18 protein-coding genes and 6 tRNA genes are annotated in these 21,393 nt (G+C 54.0%); 11 read left to right on the top strand and 13 right to left on the bottom strand.

What is annotated here, in order from left to right; genetic code table 11:
- Positions 1 to 129 precede the first annotated feature (129 nt).
- Entirely contained in the window at positions 130 to 891 is a 762-nt protein-coding gene (gene cysZ, locus DW56_RS13885) for a sulfate transporter CysZ (protein ID WP_024561961.1), read from the bottom strand.
- A 229-nt stretch (positions 892 to 1,120) separates the two neighbouring features.
- On the opposite strand from cysZ, the gene zipA reads away from it, so the two are divergent.
- From zipA to DW56_RS13870, 3 genes are all read left to right on the top strand, one after another.
- Positions 1,121 to 2,140 (top strand): cell division protein ZipA, encoded by a 1,020-nt coding sequence (zipA, locus tag DW56_RS13880; RefSeq protein WP_024561960.1) that lies wholly within the window; start codon positions 1,121 to 1,123, stop codon positions 2,138 to 2,140.
- A 69-nt stretch (positions 2,141 to 2,209) separates the two neighbouring features.
- Positions 2,210 to 4,228 carry an NAD-dependent DNA ligase LigA gene (gene ligA, locus DW56_RS13875; RefSeq protein ID WP_024554668.1) on the top strand — a complete coding sequence of 673 codons (2,019 nt, stop codon included), beginning with the start codon at positions 2,210 to 2,212 and terminating at the stop codon, positions 4,226 to 4,228.
- 1 nt (position 4,229) lies between these two features.
- The gene (locus DW56_RS13870; protein ID WP_024554669.1) at positions 4,230 to 4,442 is read left to right on the top strand and encodes a DUF3820 family protein; all 213 of its coding nucleotides are present in this window, start codon (positions 4,230 to 4,232) and stop codon (positions 4,440 to 4,442) included.
- Here DW56_RS13870 and DW56_RS13865 read toward each other — a convergent pair.
- A complete protein-coding gene (locus DW56_RS13865; protein ID WP_024554670.1) occupies positions 4,439 to 5,434 on the bottom strand; it encodes a bile acid:sodium symporter family protein in 996 nt (331 codons plus the stop codon). The two genes, DW56_RS13870 and DW56_RS13865, sit on opposite strands and share 4 nt — an antisense overlap.
- 89 nt (positions 5,435 to 5,523) lie before the next feature.
- On the opposite strand from DW56_RS13865, the gene DW56_RS13860 reads away from it, so the two are divergent.
- The gene (locus DW56_RS13860) at positions 5,524 to 6,465 is read left to right on the top strand and encodes a LysR family transcriptional regulator (protein ID WP_024554671.1); all 942 of its coding nucleotides are present in this window, start codon (positions 5,524 to 5,526) and stop codon (positions 6,463 to 6,465) included.
- On the opposite strand, the gene DW56_RS13855 is transcribed toward DW56_RS13860, so the two are convergent.
- The 5 genes from DW56_RS13855 to DW56_RS13835 all read right to left on the bottom strand — a co-directional run bounded on the left by DW56_RS13855 (position 6,456) and on the right by DW56_RS13835 (position 7,455).
- On the bottom strand, positions 6,456 to 6,800 hold the full coding sequence (locus DW56_RS13855) for a FlxA-like family protein (RefSeq protein WP_024554672.1): 345 nt from the start codon (positions 6,798 to 6,800) through the stop codon (positions 6,456 to 6,458). The two genes, DW56_RS13860 and DW56_RS13855, sit on opposite strands and share 10 nt — an antisense overlap.
- Before the next feature lie 257 nt (positions 6,801 to 7,057).
- Positions 7,058 to 7,133 (bottom strand) — tRNA-Lys (locus DW56_RS13850).
- Positions 7,134 to 7,137: 4 nt separating this feature from the next.
- A tRNA-Val gene (locus DW56_RS13845) sits at positions 7,138 to 7,213 on the bottom strand.
- Between the two features lie 45 nt (positions 7,214 to 7,258).
- Positions 7,259 to 7,334: transfer RNA gene (locus tag DW56_RS13840), tRNA-Val, on the bottom strand.
- A 45-nt stretch (positions 7,335 to 7,379) separates the two neighbouring features.
- Positions 7,380 to 7,455 (bottom strand) — tRNA-Val (locus tag DW56_RS13835).
- 258 nt (positions 7,456 to 7,713) lie between these two features.
- Between DW56_RS13835 and gltX the strand changes: the two genes are divergently transcribed.
- The gene (gene gltX, locus DW56_RS13830) at positions 7,714 to 9,129 is read left to right on the top strand and encodes a glutamate--tRNA ligase (RefSeq protein ID WP_024554878.1); all 1,416 of its coding nucleotides are present in this window, start codon (positions 7,714 to 7,716) and stop codon (positions 9,127 to 9,129) included.
- A gap of 50 nt (positions 9,130 to 9,179) precedes the next feature.
- Here gltX and DW56_RS13825 read toward each other — a convergent pair whose 3' ends face one another.
- Together DW56_RS13825 and DW56_RS13820 are read right to left on the bottom strand one after the other, a co-directional pair.
- Positions 9,180 to 9,563 (bottom strand): YfeC-like transcriptional regulator, encoded by a 384-nt coding sequence (locus DW56_RS13825; RefSeq protein ID WP_024554877.1) that lies wholly within the window; start codon positions 9,561 to 9,563, stop codon positions 9,180 to 9,182.
- A gap of 3 nt (positions 9,564 to 9,566) precedes the next feature.
- Positions 9,567 to 9,929 carry a YfeC-like transcriptional regulator gene (locus DW56_RS13820; protein ID WP_035890042.1) on the bottom strand — a complete coding sequence of 121 codons (363 nt, stop codon included), beginning with the start codon at positions 9,927 to 9,929 and terminating at the stop codon, positions 9,567 to 9,569.
- 219 nt (positions 9,930 to 10,148) lie between these two features.
- Between DW56_RS13820 and DW56_RS13815 the strand changes: the two genes are divergently transcribed.
- From DW56_RS13815 to DW56_RS13805, 3 genes are all read left to right on the top strand, one after another.
- Positions 10,149 to 10,224, top strand: a tRNA-Ala gene (locus tag DW56_RS13815).
- Between the two features lie 43 nt (positions 10,225 to 10,267).
- Positions 10,268 to 10,343 (top strand) — tRNA-Ala (locus tag DW56_RS13810).
- Positions 10,344 to 10,603: 260 nt separating this feature from the next.
- Positions 10,604 to 12,781, top strand: coding sequence for a sensor domain-containing phosphodiesterase (locus DW56_RS13805; protein ID WP_024554875.1), 2,178 nt, complete (start codon positions 10,604 to 10,606; stop codon positions 12,779 to 12,781).
- Positions 12,782 to 12,835: 54 nt separating this feature from the next.
- Here DW56_RS13805 and DW56_RS13800 read toward each other — a convergent pair whose 3' ends face one another.
- A complete protein-coding gene (locus DW56_RS13800) occupies positions 12,836 to 14,020 on the bottom strand; it encodes a NupC/NupG family nucleoside CNT transporter (protein WP_024554874.1) in 1,185 nt (394 codons plus the stop codon).
- 352 nt (positions 14,021 to 14,372) lie between these two features.
- Here DW56_RS13800 and DW56_RS13795 point away from each other — a divergent pair, with 352 nt between their 5' ends.
- On the top strand, positions 14,373 to 15,611 hold the full coding sequence (locus DW56_RS13795; protein ID WP_035890039.1) for an Nramp family divalent metal transporter: 1,239 nt from the start codon (positions 14,373 to 14,375) through the stop codon (positions 15,609 to 15,611).
- Positions 15,612 to 15,656: 45 nt separating this feature from the next.
- Here DW56_RS13795 and DW56_RS13790 read toward each other — a convergent pair whose 3' ends face one another.
- Positions 15,657 to 16,004, bottom strand: coding sequence for a DUF2502 domain-containing protein (locus tag DW56_RS13790; RefSeq protein WP_024554872.1), 348 nt, complete (start codon positions 16,002 to 16,004; stop codon positions 15,657 to 15,659).
- A gap of 121 nt (positions 16,005 to 16,125) precedes the next feature.
- The gene (gene mgrA, locus DW56_RS13785; protein WP_024561958.1) at positions 16,126 to 17,127 is read right to left on the bottom strand and encodes an L-glyceraldehyde 3-phosphate reductase; all 1,002 of its coding nucleotides are present in this window, start codon (positions 17,125 to 17,127) and stop codon (positions 16,126 to 16,128) included.
- Positions 17,128 to 17,311: 184 nt separating this feature from the next.
- Between mgrA and DW56_RS13780 the strand changes: the two genes are divergently transcribed.
- Positions 17,312 to 18,967, top strand: a complete 1,656-nt coding sequence (locus DW56_RS13780; RefSeq protein ID WP_024554895.1) for an alpha-keto acid decarboxylase family protein — start codon at positions 17,312 to 17,314, stop codon at positions 18,965 to 18,967.
- On the opposite strand, the gene DW56_RS13775 is transcribed toward DW56_RS13780, so the two are convergent.
- Positions 18,964 to 20,199: an ion channel protein gene (locus DW56_RS13775; RefSeq protein WP_024554896.1), complete on the bottom strand. Its 1,236-nt coding sequence runs from the start codon at positions 20,197 to 20,199 to the stop codon at positions 18,964 to 18,966. The two genes, DW56_RS13780 and DW56_RS13775, sit on opposite strands and share 4 nt — an antisense overlap.
- 213 nt (positions 20,200 to 20,412) lie before the next feature.
- Here DW56_RS13775 and glk point away from each other — a divergent pair, with 213 nt between their 5' ends.
- Positions 20,413 to 21,378: a glucokinase gene (glk, locus tag DW56_RS13770; protein ID WP_024561957.1), complete on the top strand. Its 966-nt coding sequence runs from the start codon at positions 20,413 to 20,415 to the stop codon at positions 21,376 to 21,378.
- The last annotated feature ends 15 nt before the right edge of the window (positions 21,379 to 21,393 follow it).

The following is a 21,393-nucleotide window of genomic DNA, read 5'->3' as shown; positions in this document are numbered from 1 at the left end:
TTTGGGAACCGCTCCAGCATACCTGCTCAGCCCTTATGCGGAAGTAAGGAATTCGCATATCTATATACTGTCGCGAAATAATGCTTATCAGTATGGAATAAGAGGCGGCATATGCCACCTCATCAGGCATTACTTCCAGAGGGCATGCTGGTTGCGATAGCAATCCACCCACATGGCCGTCGCTCCGCATACCGCAACGGGCATGATGACAAAGTTAAGTACCGGAACGAGGGTGAACAGGTTAACCAGCGCGCCAAATTGCATATTGGTGACTTTTTGCTGGCGGAGCGCGACGCGCATGGTTTTAAACGGCACCTTGTGGTTGTCAAACGGGTAGTCGCAGTACTGAATCGCCAGCATCCAGGCGCTAAACAGAAACCACAGCACCGGGGCTACGGTCTGACCAATGCCCGGAATAAAATAAAGCAGCAGTAAGACGACAGCCCGCGGCAGGTACCAGACAAACTTTTGCCATTCGCGCTTCATAATACGCGGCACATCTTTCATGATGCCGAAAATACCAGTATCAGGCGGCGTCGCGCCTGTCAGGCGCGCTTCAAGCTGTTCGGCAAGCAAGCCGTTGAACGGCGCGGCAATCCAGTTGGCGACCGTTGAGAAAAAATAGCCGAAAACCAGCAAGATGGATAACACGGCGACAGGCCACAGCAAGTAGCTTAACCATTGCAGCCAGTCGGGAACCGAAGCCATAAGCTGCGGGATCCACACATCAAGCCGTGTAAAGAGCCACCAGAAAGCGCCGCCCATCAGCAGGATGTTCACCAGAAGCGGTAAAAGGACGAAGCGTTTTAAGCCCGGCTGGCTTAACAGTTTCCAGCCCTGCGAAAAGTAATAAAGGCCGCTGCGTGGGGCCGTACCTGTATATGAAACCATATCTCTTGCAATGCTCCTGGATGTTAGCCCGTGAAGGGGTTGGTTATCTTAACCGAGCCGGGTAAATGCGCCAGTTCAGAAATGGTCGAAAAAACAGCAAAAAGCGGACTTTATGCCATCTTTATGCTGAGAAAACCGAGCGCGCACTTGCACTTGGGCAGTTGGGCAAATACTCTTAGTGAGTAAATGTTTGCCGTGTTGGCAAGGTGTTAGAACAACAGAGAATATAATGATGCAGGATTTGCGTCTGATATTAATCATTGTTGGCGCGATAGCCATAATAGCCTTACTGGTTCATGGACTCTGGACCAGTCGTAAGGAGCGTTCTTCCGTGTTCCGCGATCGTCCGCTTAAGCGAATGAAATCGAAGCGCAACGAAGAAGAGTTTGAGGAAGACGCCGAAGACGATGAAACGGAAGGCGTGGGTGAAGTGCGAGTGCGCCGTGTAAATACGCCGCAGGACAACGCGAACTGGGAACAGGAAACGCCGCGTCAGCCACAGCACAACTATCAACCGCCTTACGAACCGGCTCAACCGCGCCAGCACGTTCAACAAGCGCCTGAACAGACGCCTGTCGCCGCGCCGCGCCCGCAAGCGCCCGTACAGCAGCCTGCGCCGCAAACCCCTGCGGCCCAGCCGCAGCCGCAGCCGCCGGTTCAACAGCCAGTGCCGCAGCCAACGCACGCTGGCGCGCCGCAATATGCGCCTTCGCCCATACAGCAGCCTGCCTCGCAACCGGCGATGCAACAGCCTGCGCCGCAACCTGTTGCCGTGCCTGCGCAGCCTGAGCCAGTAGCGCAACCCGTTGAAGCGCCAAAGCCGCAGCTTAAAGAAACGGTTATCGTGATGAACGTTGCGGCGCATGCCGGCACGCAAATCAATGGCGATGTGCTGCTGAACAGTATCCAGCAGGCGGGCTTTAAATTTGGCGATATGAATATTTTTCACCGCCACCTTAGCCCGGACGGCAGCGGCCCGATCCTCTTCAGCCTGGCGAATATGGTGAAGCCGGGTTCCTTTGACCCGGAAACCATGAACGATTTCACCACGCCTGGCATTACCATTTTTATGCAGGTGCCTGGTTTCGGCGATGAACTGCAAAACTTCAAGCTGATGCTACAGTCGGCCCAGCATATTGCTGACGAAGTGGGCGGCGTAGTGCTGGATGACCAGCGCCGTATGATGACGCCTCAGAAGCTGCGTGAATATCAGGACCGCATTCGCGAGGTCAAAGAGGCTAACGCCTGATATCATTCCGACCTCAATCCTCATACCAGCCCCCGCATGTCGGGGGTTTTTTATCATTGATGGTGCGATATGGACTCAATCGAAGAAAAACTGACTCAACTGCGAACCACGCTTCGCCATCATGAATTTCTCTATCACGTTATGGATGCGCCGGAAATTCCGGACGCGGAATATGACCGGCTGATGCGCGAGCTAAGGGCGCTGGAAGAGGCGCATCCGGAGCTGGTTACGCCCGATTCCCCCACCCAGCGCGTGGGCGCCGCGCCGCTGACAGAGTTCAGCCAGGTGCGCCATGAAGTGCCTATGCTTTCGCTGGATAACGTGTTTGATGAAGCGAGCTTCCTGGCTTTTAACAAACGCGTTCAGGACCGTTTGAAAAGCGCCGACGCGCTGGTTTATTGCTGCGAACTCAAGCTTGATGGCCTGGCGGTCAGCCTGCTGTATGAAAATGGCTTGCTGGTTCGCGCTGCCACGCGGGGCGATGGCACGACCGGGGAAGATATCACCCTGAACGTGCGCACTATTCGCGCCATTCCGCTCAAGCTGCACGGCAAAGACATCCCTTTGCGTCTGGAAGTGCGCGGCGAAGTTTTTCTGCCGCAGGCGGGCTTTGAAAAAATTAACGAAGAAGCGCGTCGTAATGGCGGAAAAATCTTTGCTAACCCGCGCAATGCCGCTGCCGGTTCATTGCGCCAGCTTGATCCCCGTATTACCGCCAAACGCCCGTTAACCTTTTTCTGCTATGGCGTGGGGTTGCTTGAAGGCGGCGAACTGCCGCGAAGCCATATGGCGCGTTTGCAGCAATTTAAAAAATGGGGATTGCCGGTCAGCGACCGGATCCGTCTGTGCGACACGCCGGAAGGCGTACTGGAATTCTACCGTAAAGTCGAAGCGGATCGCCCGACGCTTGGGTTTGATATTGACGGCGTAGTTATCAAAGTCGATTCGCTGGATTTGCAGGAGCAACTGGGATTTGTAGCCCGCGCGCCCCGCTGGGCTGTCGCCTTTAAGTTCCCGGCGCAGGAGCAAATGACCACCGTTCGCGACGTCGAGTTTCAGGTTGGGCGCACCGGCGCCATCACGCCTGTCGCCCGGCTGGAGCCCGTTCAGGTCGCAGGCGTTCTGGTTAGCAACGCTACGCTGCACAATGCTGATGAAATTGATCGTCTTGGTTTACGTATTGGCGACCGGGTTGTTATTCGTCGCGCAGGCGATGTCATTCCGCAGGTTGTTAACGTGGTGCTTTCCGAACGTCCCGAAGAGACGCGGGCGGTTGAGTTTCCGGCCCATTGCCCGGTCTGCGGCTCTGATGTGGAGCGCGTAGAAGGCGAAGCGGTGGCGCGCTGCACGGGCGGCCTGATATGCGGCGCGCAGCGCAAAGAGTCGCTCAAGCACTTTGTCTCCCGCCGCGCGATGGATGTCGACGGCATGGGCGATAAAATCATCGATCAGCTCGTTGAGAAGGAATACGTTCATACGCCAGCCGATCTGTTCGCGCTTGGCAAAGAGACGCTGGAGCGCCTTGAACGTATGGGGCCTAAATCGGCGCAGAACCTGGTGGATGCGCTGGAAAAAGCGAAGCAAACCACGTTCGCTCGTTTCCTTTATGCGCTTGGCATCCGCGAAGTCGGCGAGGCGACGGCAGCCGGGCTTGCGGCTTATTTCGGCACGCTGGAGGCGCTGATGGCGGCCTCGGTCGATGAGCTGCAAAAAGTGCCTGACGTAGGCGTGGTTGTCGCCACGCATGTCTTTAACTTTTTCGAAGAAGAGAGCAACCGCGCGGTAATTCGCGAGCTGGTCGGGCAGGTCGGCATCAGTTGGCCTGCGCCGGTAGTGGTGAAAGCGGAAGAGATAGACAGCCCGTTCGCCGGAAAAACGATTGTCCTGACCGGTTCTTTAAGCCAGATGTCGCGCGATGATGCGAAAGCCCGGCTTGAAGCGCTTGGCGCGAAAGTCAGCGGCAGCGTGTCGAAGAAAACGGATATGGTCATCGCCGGCGAAGCGGCGGGCTCCAAGCTCGCGAAAGCGCAGGAGCTGGGCATTGAGGTTATCGACGAGGAGCAGATGCTGCGTCTGCTTGGAGAGTAATGTGGAAAAGGCCCAACTCATTGAGATAGCCAATACCGAAATGCCGTTTGGCAAGTATAAAGGGCGAAAGCTTATTGACTTGCCGGAGGAGTATTTGTTGTGGTTTGCCCGCAAGGATACGTTTCCGGCGGGACGTCTCGGTGAGCTGATGGCCTTTACGCTGCTAATCAAAAGCGAGGGGCTGACCCACCTGGTGCAGCCCCTGAAGCGTTAGTGCGCCTGCACAGCGCGGGCATCCGCCTTCGCTTTAGCGGTCTGGCGCTGGTAACGACGCGCCAGCGCCGCGCAGACCATCAGCTGGATCTGATGAAAAATCATCAGCGGCAACACCATCACCCCGACCGTAGCGGCAGGAAAGAGAATATTCGCCATGGGAATGCCGTTAGCGAGGCTCTTTTTCGAACCACAAAAGACAATGGTTATTTCATCCGCCTTGCTAAAGCCGCACTTACGCGCCACAACCATATTCACTGCGATGACGATCGCCAGCAGCACCAGGCTTACCGCCACAATAAACAGCAGCGAGCCTGCGCCCACCTGATGCCATATTCCGTTAACCACTGCTTCGCTGAATGCGCCATAAACCACCAGCAGGATGGAAGTCTGGTCGGTTTTGCCGATCCATTTTTTATGTTTCGCAACCCAGTTGGCGGTCCAGCGGCGAGAAAGATGGCCTAAGACAAACGGCAGCAAGAGTTGCAGCATGATTGTGCCGACCTGTTCAAGGCTTCCGCTGGCGCCGTTCATGTGCATCAACAGGCCAACCAGCAGCGGCGAGAGAAAAATACCAAGCAGGCTGGAGGCGGAAGCGGAGCAGACTGCCGCCGCCACGTTGCCGCCCGCAATCGAGGTGAAGGCGATAGCGGACTGTACTGTGGCAGGCAAAATGCACAGATATAGAAAGCCGGAGTAGAGCGCCGGGCTCACCGGCACAGGCGCCCACCAGGCAAACAGCACGCCCAGCGCCGGGAAGAGAATAAAGGTGCTGCACATCACCCATAAATGCAGCCGCCAGTGGCTGCCGCCCGCAATAATCGCTTCACGCGAAAGCTTAGCGCCGTGCATGAAAAAGAGCAGGGCGATGGCCGCGTTGGTCAGCCAGTCAAAATAGCGAACATATTCGCCGTGCACCGGAAAGAAAGAGGCAAGCAACACGACGGCGATAAGCGTAAGGGTAAAAGGGTCAAGGATGCGAAAGAGTTTCATAACCATTCCTGCCATAAGAAAGCTTCATTGTGCAAAAGCGGGTTTAAGAAATAAAATTGATTTATTGAATGAATTAATGAATAAAACAGATGAATTATACCTTACGCCAGCTTCGCGTTTTTGTCGCCGTAGCGCAGGCGGGCAGCTTTAGCCGCGCCGGCAACCTGATAGGTCTGAGTCAGTCTGCCGTAAGTCACAGTATAAAAGAGCTTGAGCTACAGACTGGCGTCAGGTTGCTTGATCGCACCACGCGTGAAGTGGTGCTGACCGAGGCAGGTCAGCAGCTGGCGATGCGTCTGCAAAGGCTGCTTGATGAACTGAACAGCACGCTTCGTGATGTTGGCAGGCTTGGACAACAGCTTTCCGGCACGGTGCGCGTGGCTGCCAGTCAAACTATCTCCGCGCATCTCATGCCCCAGTGTATCGCTGAAGGAAAGCAGCTCTATCCGGACATTGACTTTGTGCTGCACGACAGGCCTCAGCAATGGGTGCTGGAGAGCATTCGTCAGGGGGATGTGGATTTCGGCATTGTTATCGATCCGGGGCCGGTTAACGATCTGGAATGGGAAGTAGTGCTCTCCGAGCCGTTTCTTTTGCTCTGCCGGGAAGACGATCCTCTGGCTTCTCTGGCGCAGGTAACATGGCAGGCTTTGCAGGGCGCTAAGCTGGTGTTGCAAGATTACGCTTCCGGCAGTCGTCCGCTGATTGATGCGGCGCTTGCAGAACAACAGGTAGACGCCATTATCGTGCAGGAGATAGGGCATCCCGCTACGCTTTTTCCGATGGTAGAGGCAGGGATCGGTATTAGCGTATTGCCCGCGCTGGCTCTGCCGTTGCCGCAGGGAAGCCATCTCCGGGTGCGTCGTTTAACGCCGGTTATTGAACGCAAGCTGATGCTGGTGCGCCGTAAAAACCGGTCGCTTTCGGGTGCCGCTCAGGCCATCTGGGAAGTGGTGCGTATGCAGGCTCAGAAATTAACCGAAGCCCGCATACGCGATCCGTTGTTTAACGCAACGGATTATCAGATATAGATATCAATCTGATGCTCATCGGAGGGCTTGTTTACGCCTTCGACTTTGCCCTGCTTTTGTTCCTGTTTTTGCTGGGCTTGTTCGGCTTGCTGGCGTTGTAACTGCGCCAGTTGGGCCTGCAACATTTTAATCTGGGTTGTAATCAATTCTTGTTGTTTTTGCTTCTGTTCGGCGCTGCCGCTGCCACTGGAGATATCTTTAAGCTGCTGAGTCAGTTTGGTGATTTGCGTAGTAATGCGACTAATTTGGGATGAGAGATCGTTGCCGCCTGAGCCATTACTGCCGCTACTGCTTGCCGTGCTGGCTGAAGGGGTTGATACCTGAATCGTAGTCACGCTGCGCTCCTTTTTTGCCATAAAGAAGGTTTATCGGCATAAGCGCTAAGAGCTTGAGCAGGAGTCACTTTTGAACGGGAATACGCAGGAAAATCCGGTTTTGCCAGACATGCACAGCAAAAAGGCGCCTTCAGGGCGCCTTTTTACACTGGTGGGTCGTGCAGGATAACTCGCTTCGCTCGCCCTTCGGGCCGCCGCCGCAGGCGGCGTCGTTGTTACAGATAGCAAAAAGGCGCCTTTAGGGCGCCTTTTTACATTGGTGGGTCGTGCAGGATTCGAACCTGCGACCAATTGATTAAAAGTCAACTGCTCTACCAACTGAGCTAACGACCCGAAGTGGTGGGTGATGACGGGATCGAACCGCCGACCCCCTCCTTGTAAGGGAGGTGCTCTCCCAGCTGAGCTAATCACCCACTTCTCAATTTCTTATCTACACTGCGGGAACCACTTGTTTAGAGTGGTGGGTGATGACGGGATCGAACCGCCGACCCCCTCCTTGTAAGGGAGGTGCTCTCCCAGCTGAGCTAATCACCCACTTCGGTACTTCATCAACAATAAGAAATTTAGCTGGCGAGAAAGTGGTGGGTGATGACGGGATCGAACCGCCGACCCCCTCCTTGTAAGGGAGGTGCTCTCCCAGCTGAGCTAATCACCCCCGCTGTGTGGAGTCGCATTATAGGGAGAGTTCGAAATGAGTCAACGCCTTTTCCAAAGTTTTTGTTTGTTCGTCGTAAAATTAGCCAGGCTGATGGTTTGTTAAGCTTTTTCGGCTAAACCAGCATCAAATCGGCGCTTTGTGCCGCTGAGCTTAGGCGCCGACATTGAGGAATCAGTTCAGGGTGGTAGAATATTGCGCACTGAAATTCCCTGGCATTTGCCGCTTTTCGGCACTGTTCAACACTAAGGCCATTTAATGAAAATCAAAACCCGCTTTGCGCCGAGCCCGACTGGCTACCTTCATGTCGGCGGCGCCCGTACAGCTCTCTATTCCTGGCTTTTCGCTCGCAATCAAGGCGGCCAGTTTGTGCTGCGTATCGAAGATACCGATCTTGAGCGTTCCACGCCGGAAGCGATCGAAGCCATTATGGATGGGATGAACTGGCTGAGCCTGGAATGGGACGAGGGCCCTTATTTCCAGACCAAACGCTTTGATCGCTACAATGCGGTCATTGATGAGATGCTGGAAGCGGGTACGGCTTATAAATGCTATTGCTCGAAAGAGCGTCTGGAAGCGCTGCGCGAAGAGCAAATGGCGAAAGGCGAGAAACCGCGTTATGACGGGCGCTGCCGTCACAGCCATGAGCATCATGCAGAAGATGAACCCTGCGTAGTGCGTTTTGCTAACCCGCAGGAAGGCTCTGTGGTATTTGATGATCAGATCCGCGGTCCGATTGAGTTCAGCAACCTCGAGCTGGACGATTTGATCATCCGTCGTACCGATGGTTCTCCAACCTACAACTTTTGCGTTGTGGTGGATGACTGGGATATGGAAATTACCCATGTTATTCGTGGCGAAGACCATATCAACAACACGCCGCGTCAAATTAATATCCTTAAAGCGCTGGGCGCGCCGGTGCCGCTGTATGCCCACGTTTCTATGATTAACGGCGACGATGGCAAAAAGCTTTCCAAGCGCCATGGCGCAGTAAGCGTGATGCAATATCGTGATGACGGTTATCTGCCGGAGGCGTTGCTCAACTATCTGGTACGTCTGGGATGGTCGCACGGCGATCAGGAAATTTTCAGCCGCGAAGAGATGATCCAGCTGTTTACGCTGGGCGCGGTCAGCAAATCTGCCAGCGCTTTTAATACCGATAAGCTGTTATGGCTGAACCACCATTACATTAACACCATGCCAGCGGAATATGTGGCGACACATTTGCAGTGGCATATCGAGCAGGAAGGGATTGATACCCGTAATGGCCCGCAACTGGCGGAACTGGTAAAACTGCTGGGCGAACGTTGCAAAACGCTGAAAGAGATAGCTCAAACCTGCCGCTACTTCTATGAAGATTTCGCCGAGTTCGACGCTGATGCCGCGAAAAAACATCTTCGTCCGGTTGCTCGCCAGCCGCTGGAAGTGGTTCGCGATAAGCTTTCCGCCATCAGCGAGTGGACAGCAGAAAATGTTCACCACGCTATTCAGGCTACGGCTGACGAGCTGGAAGTGGGGATGGGCAAAGTTGGGATGCCGCTGCGTGTTGCCGTGACCGGGGCAGGGCAGTCGCCTGCGCTGGATGTCACTGTGCATGCTATTGGCAAAACCCGCAGCGTGGAGCGCATTAACAAAGCGCTGGCATTTATTGCCGAGCGTGAAAACCAGCAGTAAGCCGCTGTCGGAAAGCATGCGTATAAAAAAGCCGGTACATTTACCGGCTTTTACTCTTCTTCTATACCCAGCCGCGAAAGCAACCCGCTTACCCCTTCGTTTTCCAGCAAGTCGCTGAGCTTCTGCTGCTCCCCTGAGGTCATCATGTCGAGCGCCTCCTGTAACTGGAAGGCTAAATCGCTGGTGGAAATACCGTAATCAGCGGGTGTTTCCCGTGCTACATGCATTTCATCAGCAAAGTAGCGCAACTGTTTAGTACTAAGAAGATACTCTCTTACCGAGGCGTTAACGAAAATCTCAAGCTGACGTTTGCTGCCTTTCAGTTTTCTTCTTTTCCAGTTTTGCGCTCGCGCCCAGCGATTAATGGTCTGCGGCGTGGTAGCAGCCATCTCCGCCAGTTCTGCGGAGGTCATCCTTGTTTTAAACTTAATCATTATTTATTCCGCGCTTCGGATACCCAGACGCAGCAAAAGCCCTGAAATGCCTTCGCGTAAAAGCAGCGAAGTTATCTGCTTTTGTTCGTAAGCCGTCATCTCTTTTAGCGAATTGCGCAGTAAATTTTCCAGTGGGGTATCTGTGGGAGAGGCGCTGTAGACGCCTGTATTGTCCGCTGCTCGCTGTGTGCTGCGGATAAAGTTTCTTACCTGATCATCAACATGAATCAGCCTGGCTTTGCCGCCTTGCACGCCGGGTTTGGGCGACGTTTCCCATCCCTCTTTGCGAACCCATTTATTAATCGTCTGACGGCTATACCCTGTCATCATAGCCAGTTCTTCAGGCGTCATTCGTTCCTTGAGCATGAGTAGTCCTGCTGATAGTGGGTGTAATAAGATTTCATCTTAACGCGAAATTTTAATAGAAACTGTGATGCGAATAACTAGCAGATCCTGCAAAGCCCCTGCTTTTCAGATAAGTTGCTGGCTTTTTCAGCGGTTGACAGGCAAGTTCAAATTTGCCGTTGACAGTGTGAAGGGGAATTCTTATTATGCCGCCCGTCGACACGACACAGTGTTTACGTTGGGGCTATAGCTCAGCTGGGAGAGCGCTTGCATGGCATGCAAGAGGTCAGCGGTTCGATCCCGCTTAGCTCCACCAAACCTTCTTCCCGCAAGGTTTGGTAAGGTAAACAACGCATCGTGGGGCTATAGCTCAGCTGGGAGAGCGCTTGCATGGCATGCAAGAGGTCAGCGGTTCGATCCCGCTTAGCTCCACCAAAATATAAACCCTCGCCAGACGGCGGGGGTTTTTTGTTTGTGCCTGCGAAACCCACCTTGTCACTACCCGATAATCAAACGATTAATTTATAATATACCTATTTATTTGTATATATATGTGTATTTCAATACAGCATATGAATGTATTTTTACTTAATATGTAATTCACCTTTTCCTGCCTTGTTACTTTAATAAAAGATATTTACCATTAGCAGCGAAAATTCATTCTATTAAATTACAGAAAAGTAACATTCTTTGCTATGAAATATTACAATCCGTTGCGGAAGTCTGGTATCGCTTTTTTGTTATGTTTTTTGTTAATTCCTTTATGCCGTGCTTTGTCGCCACAAACCATTATTGATGGCACCACGAACTATCTTGCCTATCTGCCTTTAAGTTTCGCTATCGCCCTGGTGTTCATTTATGGACGTTATGCGCTCCTTCCACTTTTCACGTGCTTTTACTTCTGGTATTCGCACCAGCTCTCTCTGAACGTCCTGCAAAATCTGACGCTGGTATCATGCATTATCGTTTCGTTGATCGCAGGAGGGCTGGTTTGTCGATATCTGCTGGGGCGTCGTTGGCGTTATGCGCTTCCGGGGAAAGGGGTTGGAGTGCGGTTGCTGGGGTTTGGGTTTATCACGCCATGTATATTAAAATGTTTGATGCTTGTGGCTGGGCTTTATCTTGGTTATCCTGGCGTCGTCGCAGCTTATTTTGGTAAAAGCTCGCTTTTCTATAGCGTCGTCGATTTCCAGAGCCTCTTTATGGCGTCTTTATCTTTCACCGTACTTTTCTATTATCCTTTGCGAATAATATTAAGCAAAGTCGTTGCGCGTAATTTCTGGCGCCGTTGCGTCATGCCCGCCTTTAGCCCTGAGAAAATTGCTTTTACGCTTTGCTGGTTATTTTCCGTTGTCATATTAACTTTGCTTTTTTGCGTTCCTTATAAAGCAGTGTTTATTTCCGGTTATATGGTGCCGGTTATTTTTATTTTCTTTACCGTAGGCGTTTTTCATTTAGGCCCGCGGCTGGTCACGCTGACATGGGCGCTGACGGCGTTATGTTTGCTGTCATGGAACAGTGGATTTATTCCTGAAGAAAACGCCTCGTTCATGCTTTGTTTCGTGCTTTCCGTGTTTATTGCTTTTACCGTTTCCATGATTTTTATGACGGTAATTTTCCAGCGTAATGCCTGGATGCAGCGCCGATACCGCACGCTTGCGCAGACCGATCCGCTTACTCAACTGCCTAACTTGCGCGCGCTGGAGCTTCACCTTCAACAGGAAGAGACCGGCACGCTCTGCTGCTTGCATATGGCTAATCTGGAAATTCTCAGCCGCCATTATGGGTTGCAAATGCGGATCCACTGTAAAAAAACCGTAGTGCAAATTCTGCAACCCTGGCTTGGCGCGAAAGATAAAATCTTCTATTTACCCGGCTGCGATCTTTTGCTTTTTCTGGCGGGCCCGGAGCCAGCTTCCCGGTTGCGGCATATTGTCGATGTGCTTAACAGCAAGCGTATACACTGGCATAACGCAACGCTTGAGCTGGCTTACGGCGCCGCCTGGGGAAAAGTTGAAAACGATAAAGAAAGGCTTTATCGGCTCATTGGCCAGCTCAGCTATCTGGCCGAGCAGACGCAAATGAGCGAGCCGGTGCTGGCGCTGGATGAGCGTGAAGGCAACGTTTCAGGCTATATCACCGGGCAGGTGCTTATGTTGCAGAACGTTAAACGCGCGCTGGATGAAGACCAGATCATGCTTTACGCCCAGCCGATAGTCGATGCTAATGGCGAGGGGTATCAGGAAATTCTGTCGCGTCTTTACTGCGATGGTCAAATCATCACGCCGGATAAATTTCTGCCCGTTATCGCCCAGTTTAACCTCAGCGCCTGCTTCGACATGCTGGTATTGCAAAAGCTGCTTCGATATCTGAGTCAGCATCCGGCATCCCGCAACGAAGCGCGCTTTTCGCTAAACCTGATGCCGATGACGTTAATGCAAAAAGGGATTGCCAGAGAGATCGTTTCGCTTTTTAACCAGTATCAGGTTTCACTCAGCACCGTCATTATTGAAATAACGGAGGCGCAAGCCTTCTCCGATTCGGAAACCAGTATGCAAAACGTCGCGTTGTTGCGCCAGAGCGGGTTGCGCATTGCCATTGATGATTTCGGAACAGGTTATGCGAACTATGAACGGCTGAAGACCATCGAAGCCGATATCATTAAGATTGATGGCTGCTTTATTAAAGAGATCACCAGTGACCCGGTTGACGAGAAGATTGTGAAATCAATTTGTGAGCTGGCGAAAGTGAAGTCGTTGACGGTCGTGGCTGAATATGTTGAAACGCAGGCGCAGCGCGAGATGCTCTTGAGTCTGGGCGTAGATTATCTGCAAGGGTATCTGTCAGGCAGGCCGGAACCGCTGCAACGTTGACATAAAAAAACCGGGGCCTGAGCCCCGGTTTTGCTTTCTTCAGCGTTTAAACCGTTACAACACCAGTGCGGCGATAGAAGCGGAAAGTACGCTTACCAGCGTTGAGCCGTAAACCAGCTTCAGGCCAAAACGGGAAACCACGTTGCCCTGTTCTTCGTTCAGCCCTTTAATCGCCCCTGCGATAATGCCGATGGAGGAGAAGTTAGCGAAAGAGACCAGGAACACGGAGAGGATGCCTTCGGCGCGCGGAGAAATCTGGCCCGCCAGTTTTTGCAGATCCATCATCGCAACAAATTCGTTGGAAACCAGTTTCGTCGCCATGATGCTGCCTACCTGCAACGCTTCACTTGCCGGCACGCCCATTACCCAGGCTACCGGGTAGAAGATGTAACCCAGAATGCCCTGGAAAGAGATGCCCAGCACAGCGGCGAACAGCGCGTTAAGACCAGAGATAAGCGCGATAAAGCCAATCAGCATCGCGGCTACGATAATAGCGACTTTAAAACCTGCCAGGATGTACTCACCCAACATTTCGAAGAAGCTCTGGCCTTCATGCAAATTAGACATTTGCAGATCTTCTTCATTCTCAACACGGTACGGGTTGATGATGGAGAGCACGATAAAGGTGCTGAACATATTCAGGATCAACGCTGCTACCACGTATTGCGGTTTCAGCATGGTCATGTAGGCGCCGACAATCGACATAGACACGGTGGACATCGCAGTAGCGGCCATGGTGTACATGCGGTTGCGCGACATCTTGCCAAGAATATCCTTATAGGCGATAAAGTTTTCTGATTGTCCCAGAATCAGCGAGCTTACCGCGTTGAAGGATTCGAGCTTGCCCATACCGTTAACTTTAGAAAGCACGGTACCGATAGCGCGAATAATAATCGGCAGTACGCGGATATGTTGCAGAATACCGATCAACGCAGAGATGAAAACGATAGGGCAGAGCACTTTCAGGAAGAAGAATGCCAGACCTTCATCGTTCATTTTGCCAAAGACGAAGTTAGTACCTTCATTGGCGAAGCCGAGCAGTTTTTCAAACATATCGGCAAAGCCTTTAACAAAGCCCAGGCCAATATTTGAGTTAAGAAAGAACCAGGCCAGCAAAACTTCTATTACCAGTAACAGACCAATATAAGGCAGACGAATTTTCTTGCGGTCATGGCTAACCAGCAAGGCAAGCAGCGCAACAACGGCTAGCGCCAGAATAAAATGCAGAACGCGGGACATGTTTGCTCCGAATATGAGGCAGGTTTAATTTCCGTGCACATTCTATGCAACAAACATTTAGAAAACGAGAGTAAACGCACACTATAGTAAGGTCCTGTGACGGAACGCAAAAAAAGTGATCCATCATACAATTCTGATATGTTAAGTAAGGAAGTGAAAAGTTACGTCATACTGCTACACTTTTATCACAATCGGTCCGTTAGCGTTTGTCGCAGCGACCAGAGCCATAGACCCCGCCTTGCATCGTTTTCAGCTATCAGAGAAATCACGTTTACCTTTCCTTAATGAACTTGATAATCATTCTCATTTTGATAGCATGAAACATAGCAAAGGCTATATTTAGAGGCAAAGCATGAGCAACAGTCGCGTTGAGAATAGCAGTGGGCGTACAGCGCGTAAGTTAAGGCTCGCGCTGATGGGGCCTGCTTTCATTGCGGCCATCGGCTATATCGATCCTGGCAACTTCGCTACCAACATCCAGGCCGGCGCCAGCTTCGGTTATAAGCTGCTGTGGGTTGTCGTCTGGGCTAACCTGATGGCGATGGTTATCCAGGTTCTTTCCGCAAAACTGGGTATCGCCACCGGGAAAAATCTGGCGGAACACATTCGCGATCATTATCCGCGTCCGGTCGTCTGGTTTTACTGGATACAGGCGGAAATCATCGCCATGGCGACCGATCTGGCGGAATTTATTGGCGCCGCCATCGGCTTTAAACTCCTGCTTGGCGTTTCCCTGTTGCAGGGCGCGATTTTAACGGGTATCGCCACGTTCTTAATTCTGATGTTGCAGCGTCACGGGCAAAAACCGCTGGAAAAAGTCATTGGCGGCCTGCTGCTTTTCGTTGCCGCAGCTTATATCGTCGAGCTCTTTTTCTCTCAGCCGAAAGTGGCTGCGTTGGCGAAAGGGATGATTATTCCAGGCTTGCCCACCTCGGAGGCTGTTTTCCTGGCGGCTGGCGTACTGGGCGCGACCATTATGCCGCACGTTATTTATCTGCACTCTTCGTTAACGCAGAACCTTCATGACGGCTCTCGCAAAGAGCGTTATTCCGCCACGAAATGGGACGTTGCTATCGCCATGACCATCGCCGGTTTTGTTAACCTGGCGATGATGGCGACGGCGGCTGCGGCTTTTCACTTTAATGGTCACAGCGGCGTTGCGGATCTCGATCAGGCTTATCTGACCCTTGAGCCGTTACTAAGCCACGCGGCGGCGACGATTTTTGGCTTAAGCCTGGTGGCGGCGGGGCTCTCTTCAACGGTCGTGGGAACGCTGGCGGGACAAGTGGTCATGCAGGGATTCGTGCGTTTTCACATTCCGCTGTGGCTGCGCCGCTCTATTACAATGGCGCCTTCTTTTATCGTCATTCTGATGGGGCTGGATCCTACCCGAATCCTGGTGATGAGCCAGGTGCTGCTGAGTTTTGGCATCGCGCTGGCGCTTATCCCGCTGCTTATTTTTACCAGCAACCCAAAACTGATGGGCGAACTGGTCAATACTACGCTTGTTAAGCGTATTGGCTGGGCGATTGTCACCGTAGTGGTGGCGTTGAATATCTGGCTGCTGGTGGGAACGGCGCTGGGGCTGTAAGTCGCGTAGGCAAAAAAAAGCAGGCTTTGCGCCTGCTTTTTTCAGTTAGTGATGGTGGTGGCGGCCTTTATGCCCCCAGCCGCGACGGTCATCGCGGTCTTCCCAACCGGCGCGATAACCACGCTCATAAGCCCGGCGGTTATCCCAGCCGCGCTTTTTATCCCAGCCGCGGTGCCAGCCGTTATCATGGCGCCACCAGCGTCCTTCGCGTCGTTCATAGTGACGATGCCAGTAATCACGGTCGCGCCAGCGGCCGCCGTCCCAGTAGTTACCGTAATTGTCACGATCGCCAATTTGTAATTTTATCGATGGCAACAGGGTGATTTCGCCAGCGCTGGCGACCAGCGGCGTACCAGCAAGCAATACTGCCGCAAGAATCAGGGACCTGAACATACTCTTCTCCTTCACGATCGGGGCCACAAAGGCCTGTTACGAGAATATTACGGACAGGTAAAGAACTCCTTTATCGCTTTAACTCCTAATTCCTGCGGCACAGCACTTTTTGCTAAATGTTTCAGGCTTGCGGATGGCTAAGAATGTCTTCGATTTCCTGCCGTTCCTCCTGCGTGAACTGGCGATTAGCCAGCATGCCGACGGCATCGTCAATCTGGCTGGTCTTGCTGGCGCCAATCAGCACCGATGTCACTTTCTCGTCACGCAGCACCCAGGCGAGCGCCATTTGCGACAGCTTCTGCCCGCGACGTTCCGCCAGCGCGTTCAGCTTACGCACTTTTTCAAGCTTCTGCGCAGTGAGCTGGTCGGGGTTAAGGAAACGGCTGCCGCTCGCCGCGCGGGAGTCCGCCGGGATGCCGTTCAGGTAGCGATCCGTCAGTTGCCCCCCTGCCAGCGGTGAAAAGGCGATACTGCCCACCCCTTTTTCCTTCAGCACATCCAGCAATTCCGCCTCTACCCAGCGCTCAAACAGAGAGTATTTAGGCTGATGAATAAGGCAAGGGGTGCCGAGGTCGTTAAGAATATCAATGGCCTGCGCTGCCAGCGCCGCCGGGTAGTTAGAAAGGCCCACATAGAGCGCTTTACCCTGGCGAACCAGATGATCAAGCGCGCGCATGGTCTCTTCAAGCGGCGTGTCGGGATCAGGGCGATGGTGATAAAAGATGTCTACATATTCAAGGCCCATGCGTTTCAGGCTCTGATCAAGACTGGAAATCAGATACTTGCGCGAACCCCAGTCGCCGTAGGGGCCGTCCCACATGGTATAGCCTGCTTTTGAAGAGATGATTAATTCATCGCGATAAGGCAGAAAGTCTTCCCGCAAGATGCGGCCAAAATTGCTTTCCGCTGAACCGGGAGGCGGCCCGTAGTTATTCGCAAGGTCGAAATGGGTAATGCCTGAATCAAAAGCGCGGCGCAGTAGCTGGCGGCTGGTTTCGATAAGCGTAGCGTCGCCGAAGTTGTGCCAAAGTCCAAGCGAAACCGCCGGAAGTTTTAACCCGCTGCGGCCGCAGCGGCGGTATTCCATGGCCTGGTAACGAGCCGGATCTGCCTGATAAACCATAAAGAATGCCTCTGAGAAGATAGTCTGCAATAAGTGTATACGGTTACACAAAAACGAGCGTCTCTCAGCCTACACCCGGGCGCGGCGTAAAGCTTGCTTTCCAGACGGAAAAACTGCCGCCTCCTGGACAGCGATCACACTTCTTCGATACTCAAATCAGGCCCTTATTAAAAGGATGGCAATTATGCCTTCTCATTACAGCGTTGCGGATTATCTTCTGGACAGGCTGGCAGGGTGCGGCATTTCACATCTGTTTGGCGTGCCGGGCGACTACAACCTGCAATTTCTTGATAACGTCATCAGTCATGCAGCAGTGAAATGGGTAGGGTGCGCCAATGAGCTTAATGCCGCCTATGCCGCCGACGGCTATGCCCGCTGCAAAGGCGCTGGCGCAATCCTCACTACGTTTGGCGTGGGGGAACTCAGCGCGCTTAACGGCATCGCGGGGAGCTTCGCGGAATATGTGCCGGTTTTGCATATTGTCGGCGCGCCCTGTCGCAGCGCACAGCAAAAAGGCGAATGTCTGCACCACACGCTGGGCGACGGCGATTTTGCCCATTTTTTGCGTATCGCCCGGGAAGCAACGGTCGCGCAGGCGGTATTAACGGCGGAAAATGCCTGCGCCGAAATCGACCGGGTTATCGGTGAAATGCTCAAAACACGCAAGCCTGCTTACCTGCTATTACCGGCCGATGTGGCAAAAATAGCTGCCACTGCGCCTGTAAACGCTCTCACAAATAGCCCCGTACCTGGCGATGAAAACGTAATAGCCGCTTTTACCGAAGCAGTAAGTGAAAGCGTGGCGAAAAGCCAGCGACCCGCATTACTCGCCGATTTTTTAGCGCACCGCTTCGGGCAACAAAAAGCGCTGCAACAGTGGCTGGATGATACGCCGCTGCCGCACGCTTCGCTGCTGATGGGCAAAGGATTACTGGATGAAAGCCAGCCAGGATTTGTGGGAACGTACAGCGGGGCGGCAAGCGCCGCGACGGTTCGTGAAGCCATAGAAGAGGCAGATTTAGTTATCTGCGTGGGGGTGCAGTTTTCAGACACCATTACCGCTGGTTTTACCCAGCATCTTTCCCACAGCCAGACTATCGACGTTCAACCCCAGGCGGCGCGGGTTGGCGAACGCTGGTTCAGCCCTCTGCCTGTGGCGCAAGCGGTTGAGATCCTGCATCAGGTTTGTAAGCGGCATGTGCAGCGCTGGCCGCAGCCTGAACTCGTGCCGCCGCCGCTGGCGCAGGGCGAAGGCGGCCTGGATCAAAACGCCTTCTGGCGCGAAATGCAGGCTTTTTTGCGCCCCGGGGATATCGTGGTCGTGGATCAGGGGACGGCGGCTTTTGGCGCGGCGGCGTTACAACTGCCCGCAGGCGTGACGTTTCTTGTTCAGCCGCTCTGGGGCTCGATAGGCTATGCGCTGCCTGCGGCCTTTGGCGCGCAAACTGCCTCGCCTAACCGGCGCGTGGTGTTGATTACTGGCGACGGGGCGGCACAGCTCTCTGTTCAGGAGCTTGGGTCGATGCTGCGAGACGGACAAAAGCCGGTGGTTATTATTCTTAATAACGATGGCTACACAGTGGAGCGCGCCATTCACGGCGCGCAGCAGCGTTACAACGATATCGCCCGCTGGGACTGGACGGCGCTGGCGCATGCGCTGGACATAACGCGCCAGGCGAAAAGCTGGCGCGTCAGCGAGACCGTACAACTCCGTGAAGTGCTTGAACGCCTGGCGCAGCCAGCGCAGCTTAGCCTTGTGGAAGTGATGCTGCCGAAAGAGAGCCTGCCTGCGCTGCTCGGCGCCGTCAGCGCGGCGCTGGAGGCGCGCAATTCCGCTTAGCTATCATCCCGGGAGGCCATCATCAGCGGTTTGCCCGCCAGCAGCAGCCAGGCGGGCAGCATAACGATGCACAGCAGCGGCAGAAGGTTAAGATCCGGCACGATGGCCGCCGCCATAAAGAGGCTGAGCCAGCCGTCCCGGGTGACAACCAGCACCATACCCAGCACCGCGCAGGAGAGCGTAATGGCCGCCGGCACCGCTTCCACATGCGCATGAAGCATTAAGCCGAGCGAGACGGCGACAAACACGGCCGGAAAAATACGCCCGCCGCGAAAGCCGCAGGCGGCGGCTATCACCAGCGCCGCCAGTTTTACGAGGGTAAAGCGCAAATAGTCCGCCACGCTGTAAGTCTGGCTGAAAGCGAGCTGCTGCATCTCATCCAGCCCTTTAAACAGCGTGATATGTCCGCCGATAATGCCGAGCACCCCCAGGCAAAAGCCGCCTGCGCCCAGGGTAAGCACCGGGTGCCTTAACCGGTGCAGCAGCCTGTGCAGGCGAGGCAAACACCATACGGCTACCATGCCAAGCGCGATGGCGATGGCCGCGACGACGGCGCCGCTTAAAATATCCACCAGCCGCATCTGTCCGTAGGGCGCGACAGGCAGCGCAAAGTGAGGGTGGATGAACAGGCTGGTGGTGATGCCGCCTGCGGCAGCGGCCATCAGCGGCGCGAAAAGCTTATCCCACAGCGGCGCGTCGTTGCTGCTGTTGAGGGTTTGCGAAAAGATAAGCGCGGCGGCGACCGGCGTGCCAAACAACGCGCCGATGGTGCCCGCGGCGGCAAGTATCGTCCAGTCCAGCGCGTTAACGCGAGGCAATACCCGGGCGCCGATCGCGACGGCCAGCGCGATATTCAGCGCCATAATCGGGTGTTCCGGCCCAAGGCTCACGCCGCCTGCAAGCCCCAGCACCAGCGCGATAATCAACCCCGGCAGCGCGAGCGGCGAAACCGGCGCGCCGATAAGCGGCTCCCGCGCTGGATCCGGGCCGGCATGCCCGGGCAGATAGCGAATCACCAGCCCTACCGCCACGCCGGTTAGCGTGAGCATCAGCAAAATCCACCACGGGGAATCCAGCGCCACGCCAAGCCGCGAGGGCAGAGACTGCCATAACAGCGTTTGCAGCGCTGCGGCGACTTTCATCACGCAGAGTAATATCAGGCTTGATCCCACGCCGATTAACAACGCGGGAAAAGAGAGCAGCAGCATGGTTCGGGCTCGCGGATGGAGCATGATATTTTCCTTAACGTATTGCACCGTTGTCTTATTCAGACCGCGTCAGCCGCTGTGTCATAATCGCATGACATTACGTGCTGAAACGGTAAAGGTAATCTGTGACAGTTATCAATAAACCTGGGGCACATATGCTATGGTCATTGTTGTTCTGGCGTCAGGAAATTACAGTGTGCCAGGGACCAATTCTGAATTTAGCGGAGCAGTGAAAGAATGACAAAATATGCTTTGGTGGGGGACGTCGGCGGCACCAACGCACGCTTAGCGCTATGCGATGTAGACAGCGGCGAAATTCTGCGTGCAAAAACCTATTCCGGGCTGGATTATCCGAGCCTTGAAGCGGTGGTGCGTGTTTATCTGGATGAACATAACGTCACTGTGACCGACGGCTGCATCGCTATCGCCTGCCCGATAACCGGCGACTGGGTGGCGATGACTAACCATATCTGGGCTTTCTCTATTGCGGAGATGAAAAAGAACCTGGGTTTTGCGCATCTGGAAATCATTAACGATTTTACCGCCGTGTCGATGGCTATTCCGATGCTCAAACAAGAAGAGCTGATCCAGTTCGGCGGCGCCGCCGCGCAGCCTGGCAAACCGATTGCCGTTTATGGAGCGGGCACCGGTCTTGGCGTGGCGCATCTGGTGCATGTCGACCGTCGCTGGGTGAGCCTGCCGGGCGAGGGCGGCCATGTGGATTTCGCGCCGAACAGCGAAGAGGAAGCTATTATTCTTGAACAGCTGCGCGCCGAAGTCGGGCATGTTTCTGCCGAGCGTGTGCTTTCCGGCCCGGGTCTTGTGAATCTTTACCGCGCTATTGTTAAAGCAGACGGCCGTCTGCCGGAAAACCTGAAGCCGAAAGACATCACCGAGCGGGCGCTGGAAGACAGCTGCACCGACTGCCGCCGCGCGCTTTCGCTGTTCTGTGTGATTATGGGCCGCTTTGGCGGCAACCTGGCGCTGACGCTGGGCACCTTTGGCGGCGTTTATATTGCAGGCGGCATTGTGCCGCGATTCCTGGACTTCTTTACCGCTTCCGGTTTTCGCGGTGGTTTTGAAGACAAAGGCCGTTTCAAAGCTTACGTACAGGATATTCCGGTTTATCTCATCGTTCACGATCAGCCAGGCCTGCTGGGCGCAGGCGCGCACCTGCGCCAGACGCTGGGGCAAATCCTCTGATTCCAGGCGCCGCGA

The sequence above is a fragment of the Franconibacter helveticus LMG 23732 genome, assembly GCF_000463115.2.
In the GTDB taxonomy this organism is placed as follows: Bacteria; Pseudomonadota; Gammaproteobacteria; order Enterobacterales; family Enterobacteriaceae; genus Franconibacter; species Franconibacter helveticus.
This window is presented reverse-complemented; position numbering and strand designations above follow the sequence as displayed.

Excerpts from the sequence above, each read along its gene's own strand:
- cysZ (WP_024561961.1), bottom strand. The coding sequence starts at position 891 with ATGGTTTCATATACAGGTACGGCCCCACGCAGCGGCCTTTATTACTTT.
- zipA (WP_024561960.1), top strand. The coding sequence starts at position 1,121 with ATGATGCAGGATTTGCGTCTGATATTAATCATTGTTGGCGCGATAGCC.
- ligA (WP_024554668.1), top strand. The coding sequence starts at position 2,210 with ATGGACTCAATCGAAGAAAAACTGACTCAACTGCGAACCACGCTTCGC.
- DW56_RS13865 (WP_024554670.1), bottom strand. The coding sequence starts at position 5,434 with ATGAAACTCTTTCGCATCCTTGACCCTTTTACCCTTACGCTTATCGCC.
- DW56_RS13860 (WP_024554671.1), top strand. The coding sequence starts at position 5,524 with ATGAATTATACCTTACGCCAGCTTCGCGTTTTTGTCGCCGTAGCGCAG.
- gltX (WP_024554878.1), top strand. The coding sequence starts at position 7,714 with ATGAAAATCAAAACCCGCTTTGCGCCGAGCCCGACTGGCTACCTTCAT.
- DW56_RS13825 (WP_024554877.1), bottom strand. The coding sequence starts at position 9,563 with ATGATTAAGTTTAAAACAAGGATGACCTCCGCAGAACTGGCGGAGATG.
- DW56_RS13820 (WP_035890042.1), bottom strand. The coding sequence starts at position 9,929 with ATGCTCAAGGAACGAATGACGCCTGAAGAACTGGCTATGATGACAGGG.
- DW56_RS13805 (WP_024554875.1), top strand. The coding sequence starts at position 10,604 with ATGAAATATTACAATCCGTTGCGGAAGTCTGGTATCGCTTTTTTGTTA.
- DW56_RS13800 (WP_024554874.1), bottom strand. The coding sequence starts at position 14,020 with ATGTCCCGCGTTCTGCATTTTATTCTGGCGCTAGCCGTTGTTGCGCTG.
- DW56_RS13795 (WP_035890039.1), top strand. The coding sequence starts at position 14,373 with ATGAGCAACAGTCGCGTTGAGAATAGCAGTGGGCGTACAGCGCGTAAG.
- DW56_RS13790 (WP_024554872.1), bottom strand. The coding sequence starts at position 16,004 with ATGTTCAGGTCCCTGATTCTTGCGGCAGTATTGCTTGCTGGTACGCCG.
- mgrA (WP_024561958.1), bottom strand. The coding sequence starts at position 17,127 with ATGGTTTATCAGGCAGATCCGGCTCGTTACCAGGCCATGGAATACCGC.
- DW56_RS13780 (WP_024554895.1), top strand. The coding sequence starts at position 17,312 with ATGCCTTCTCATTACAGCGTTGCGGATTATCTTCTGGACAGGCTGGCA.
- DW56_RS13775 (WP_024554896.1), bottom strand. The coding sequence starts at position 20,199 with ATGCTCCATCCGCGAGCCCGAACCATGCTGCTGCTCTCTTTTCCCGCG.
- glk (WP_024561957.1), top strand. The coding sequence starts at position 20,413 with ATGACAAAATATGCTTTGGTGGGGGACGTCGGCGGCACCAACGCACGC.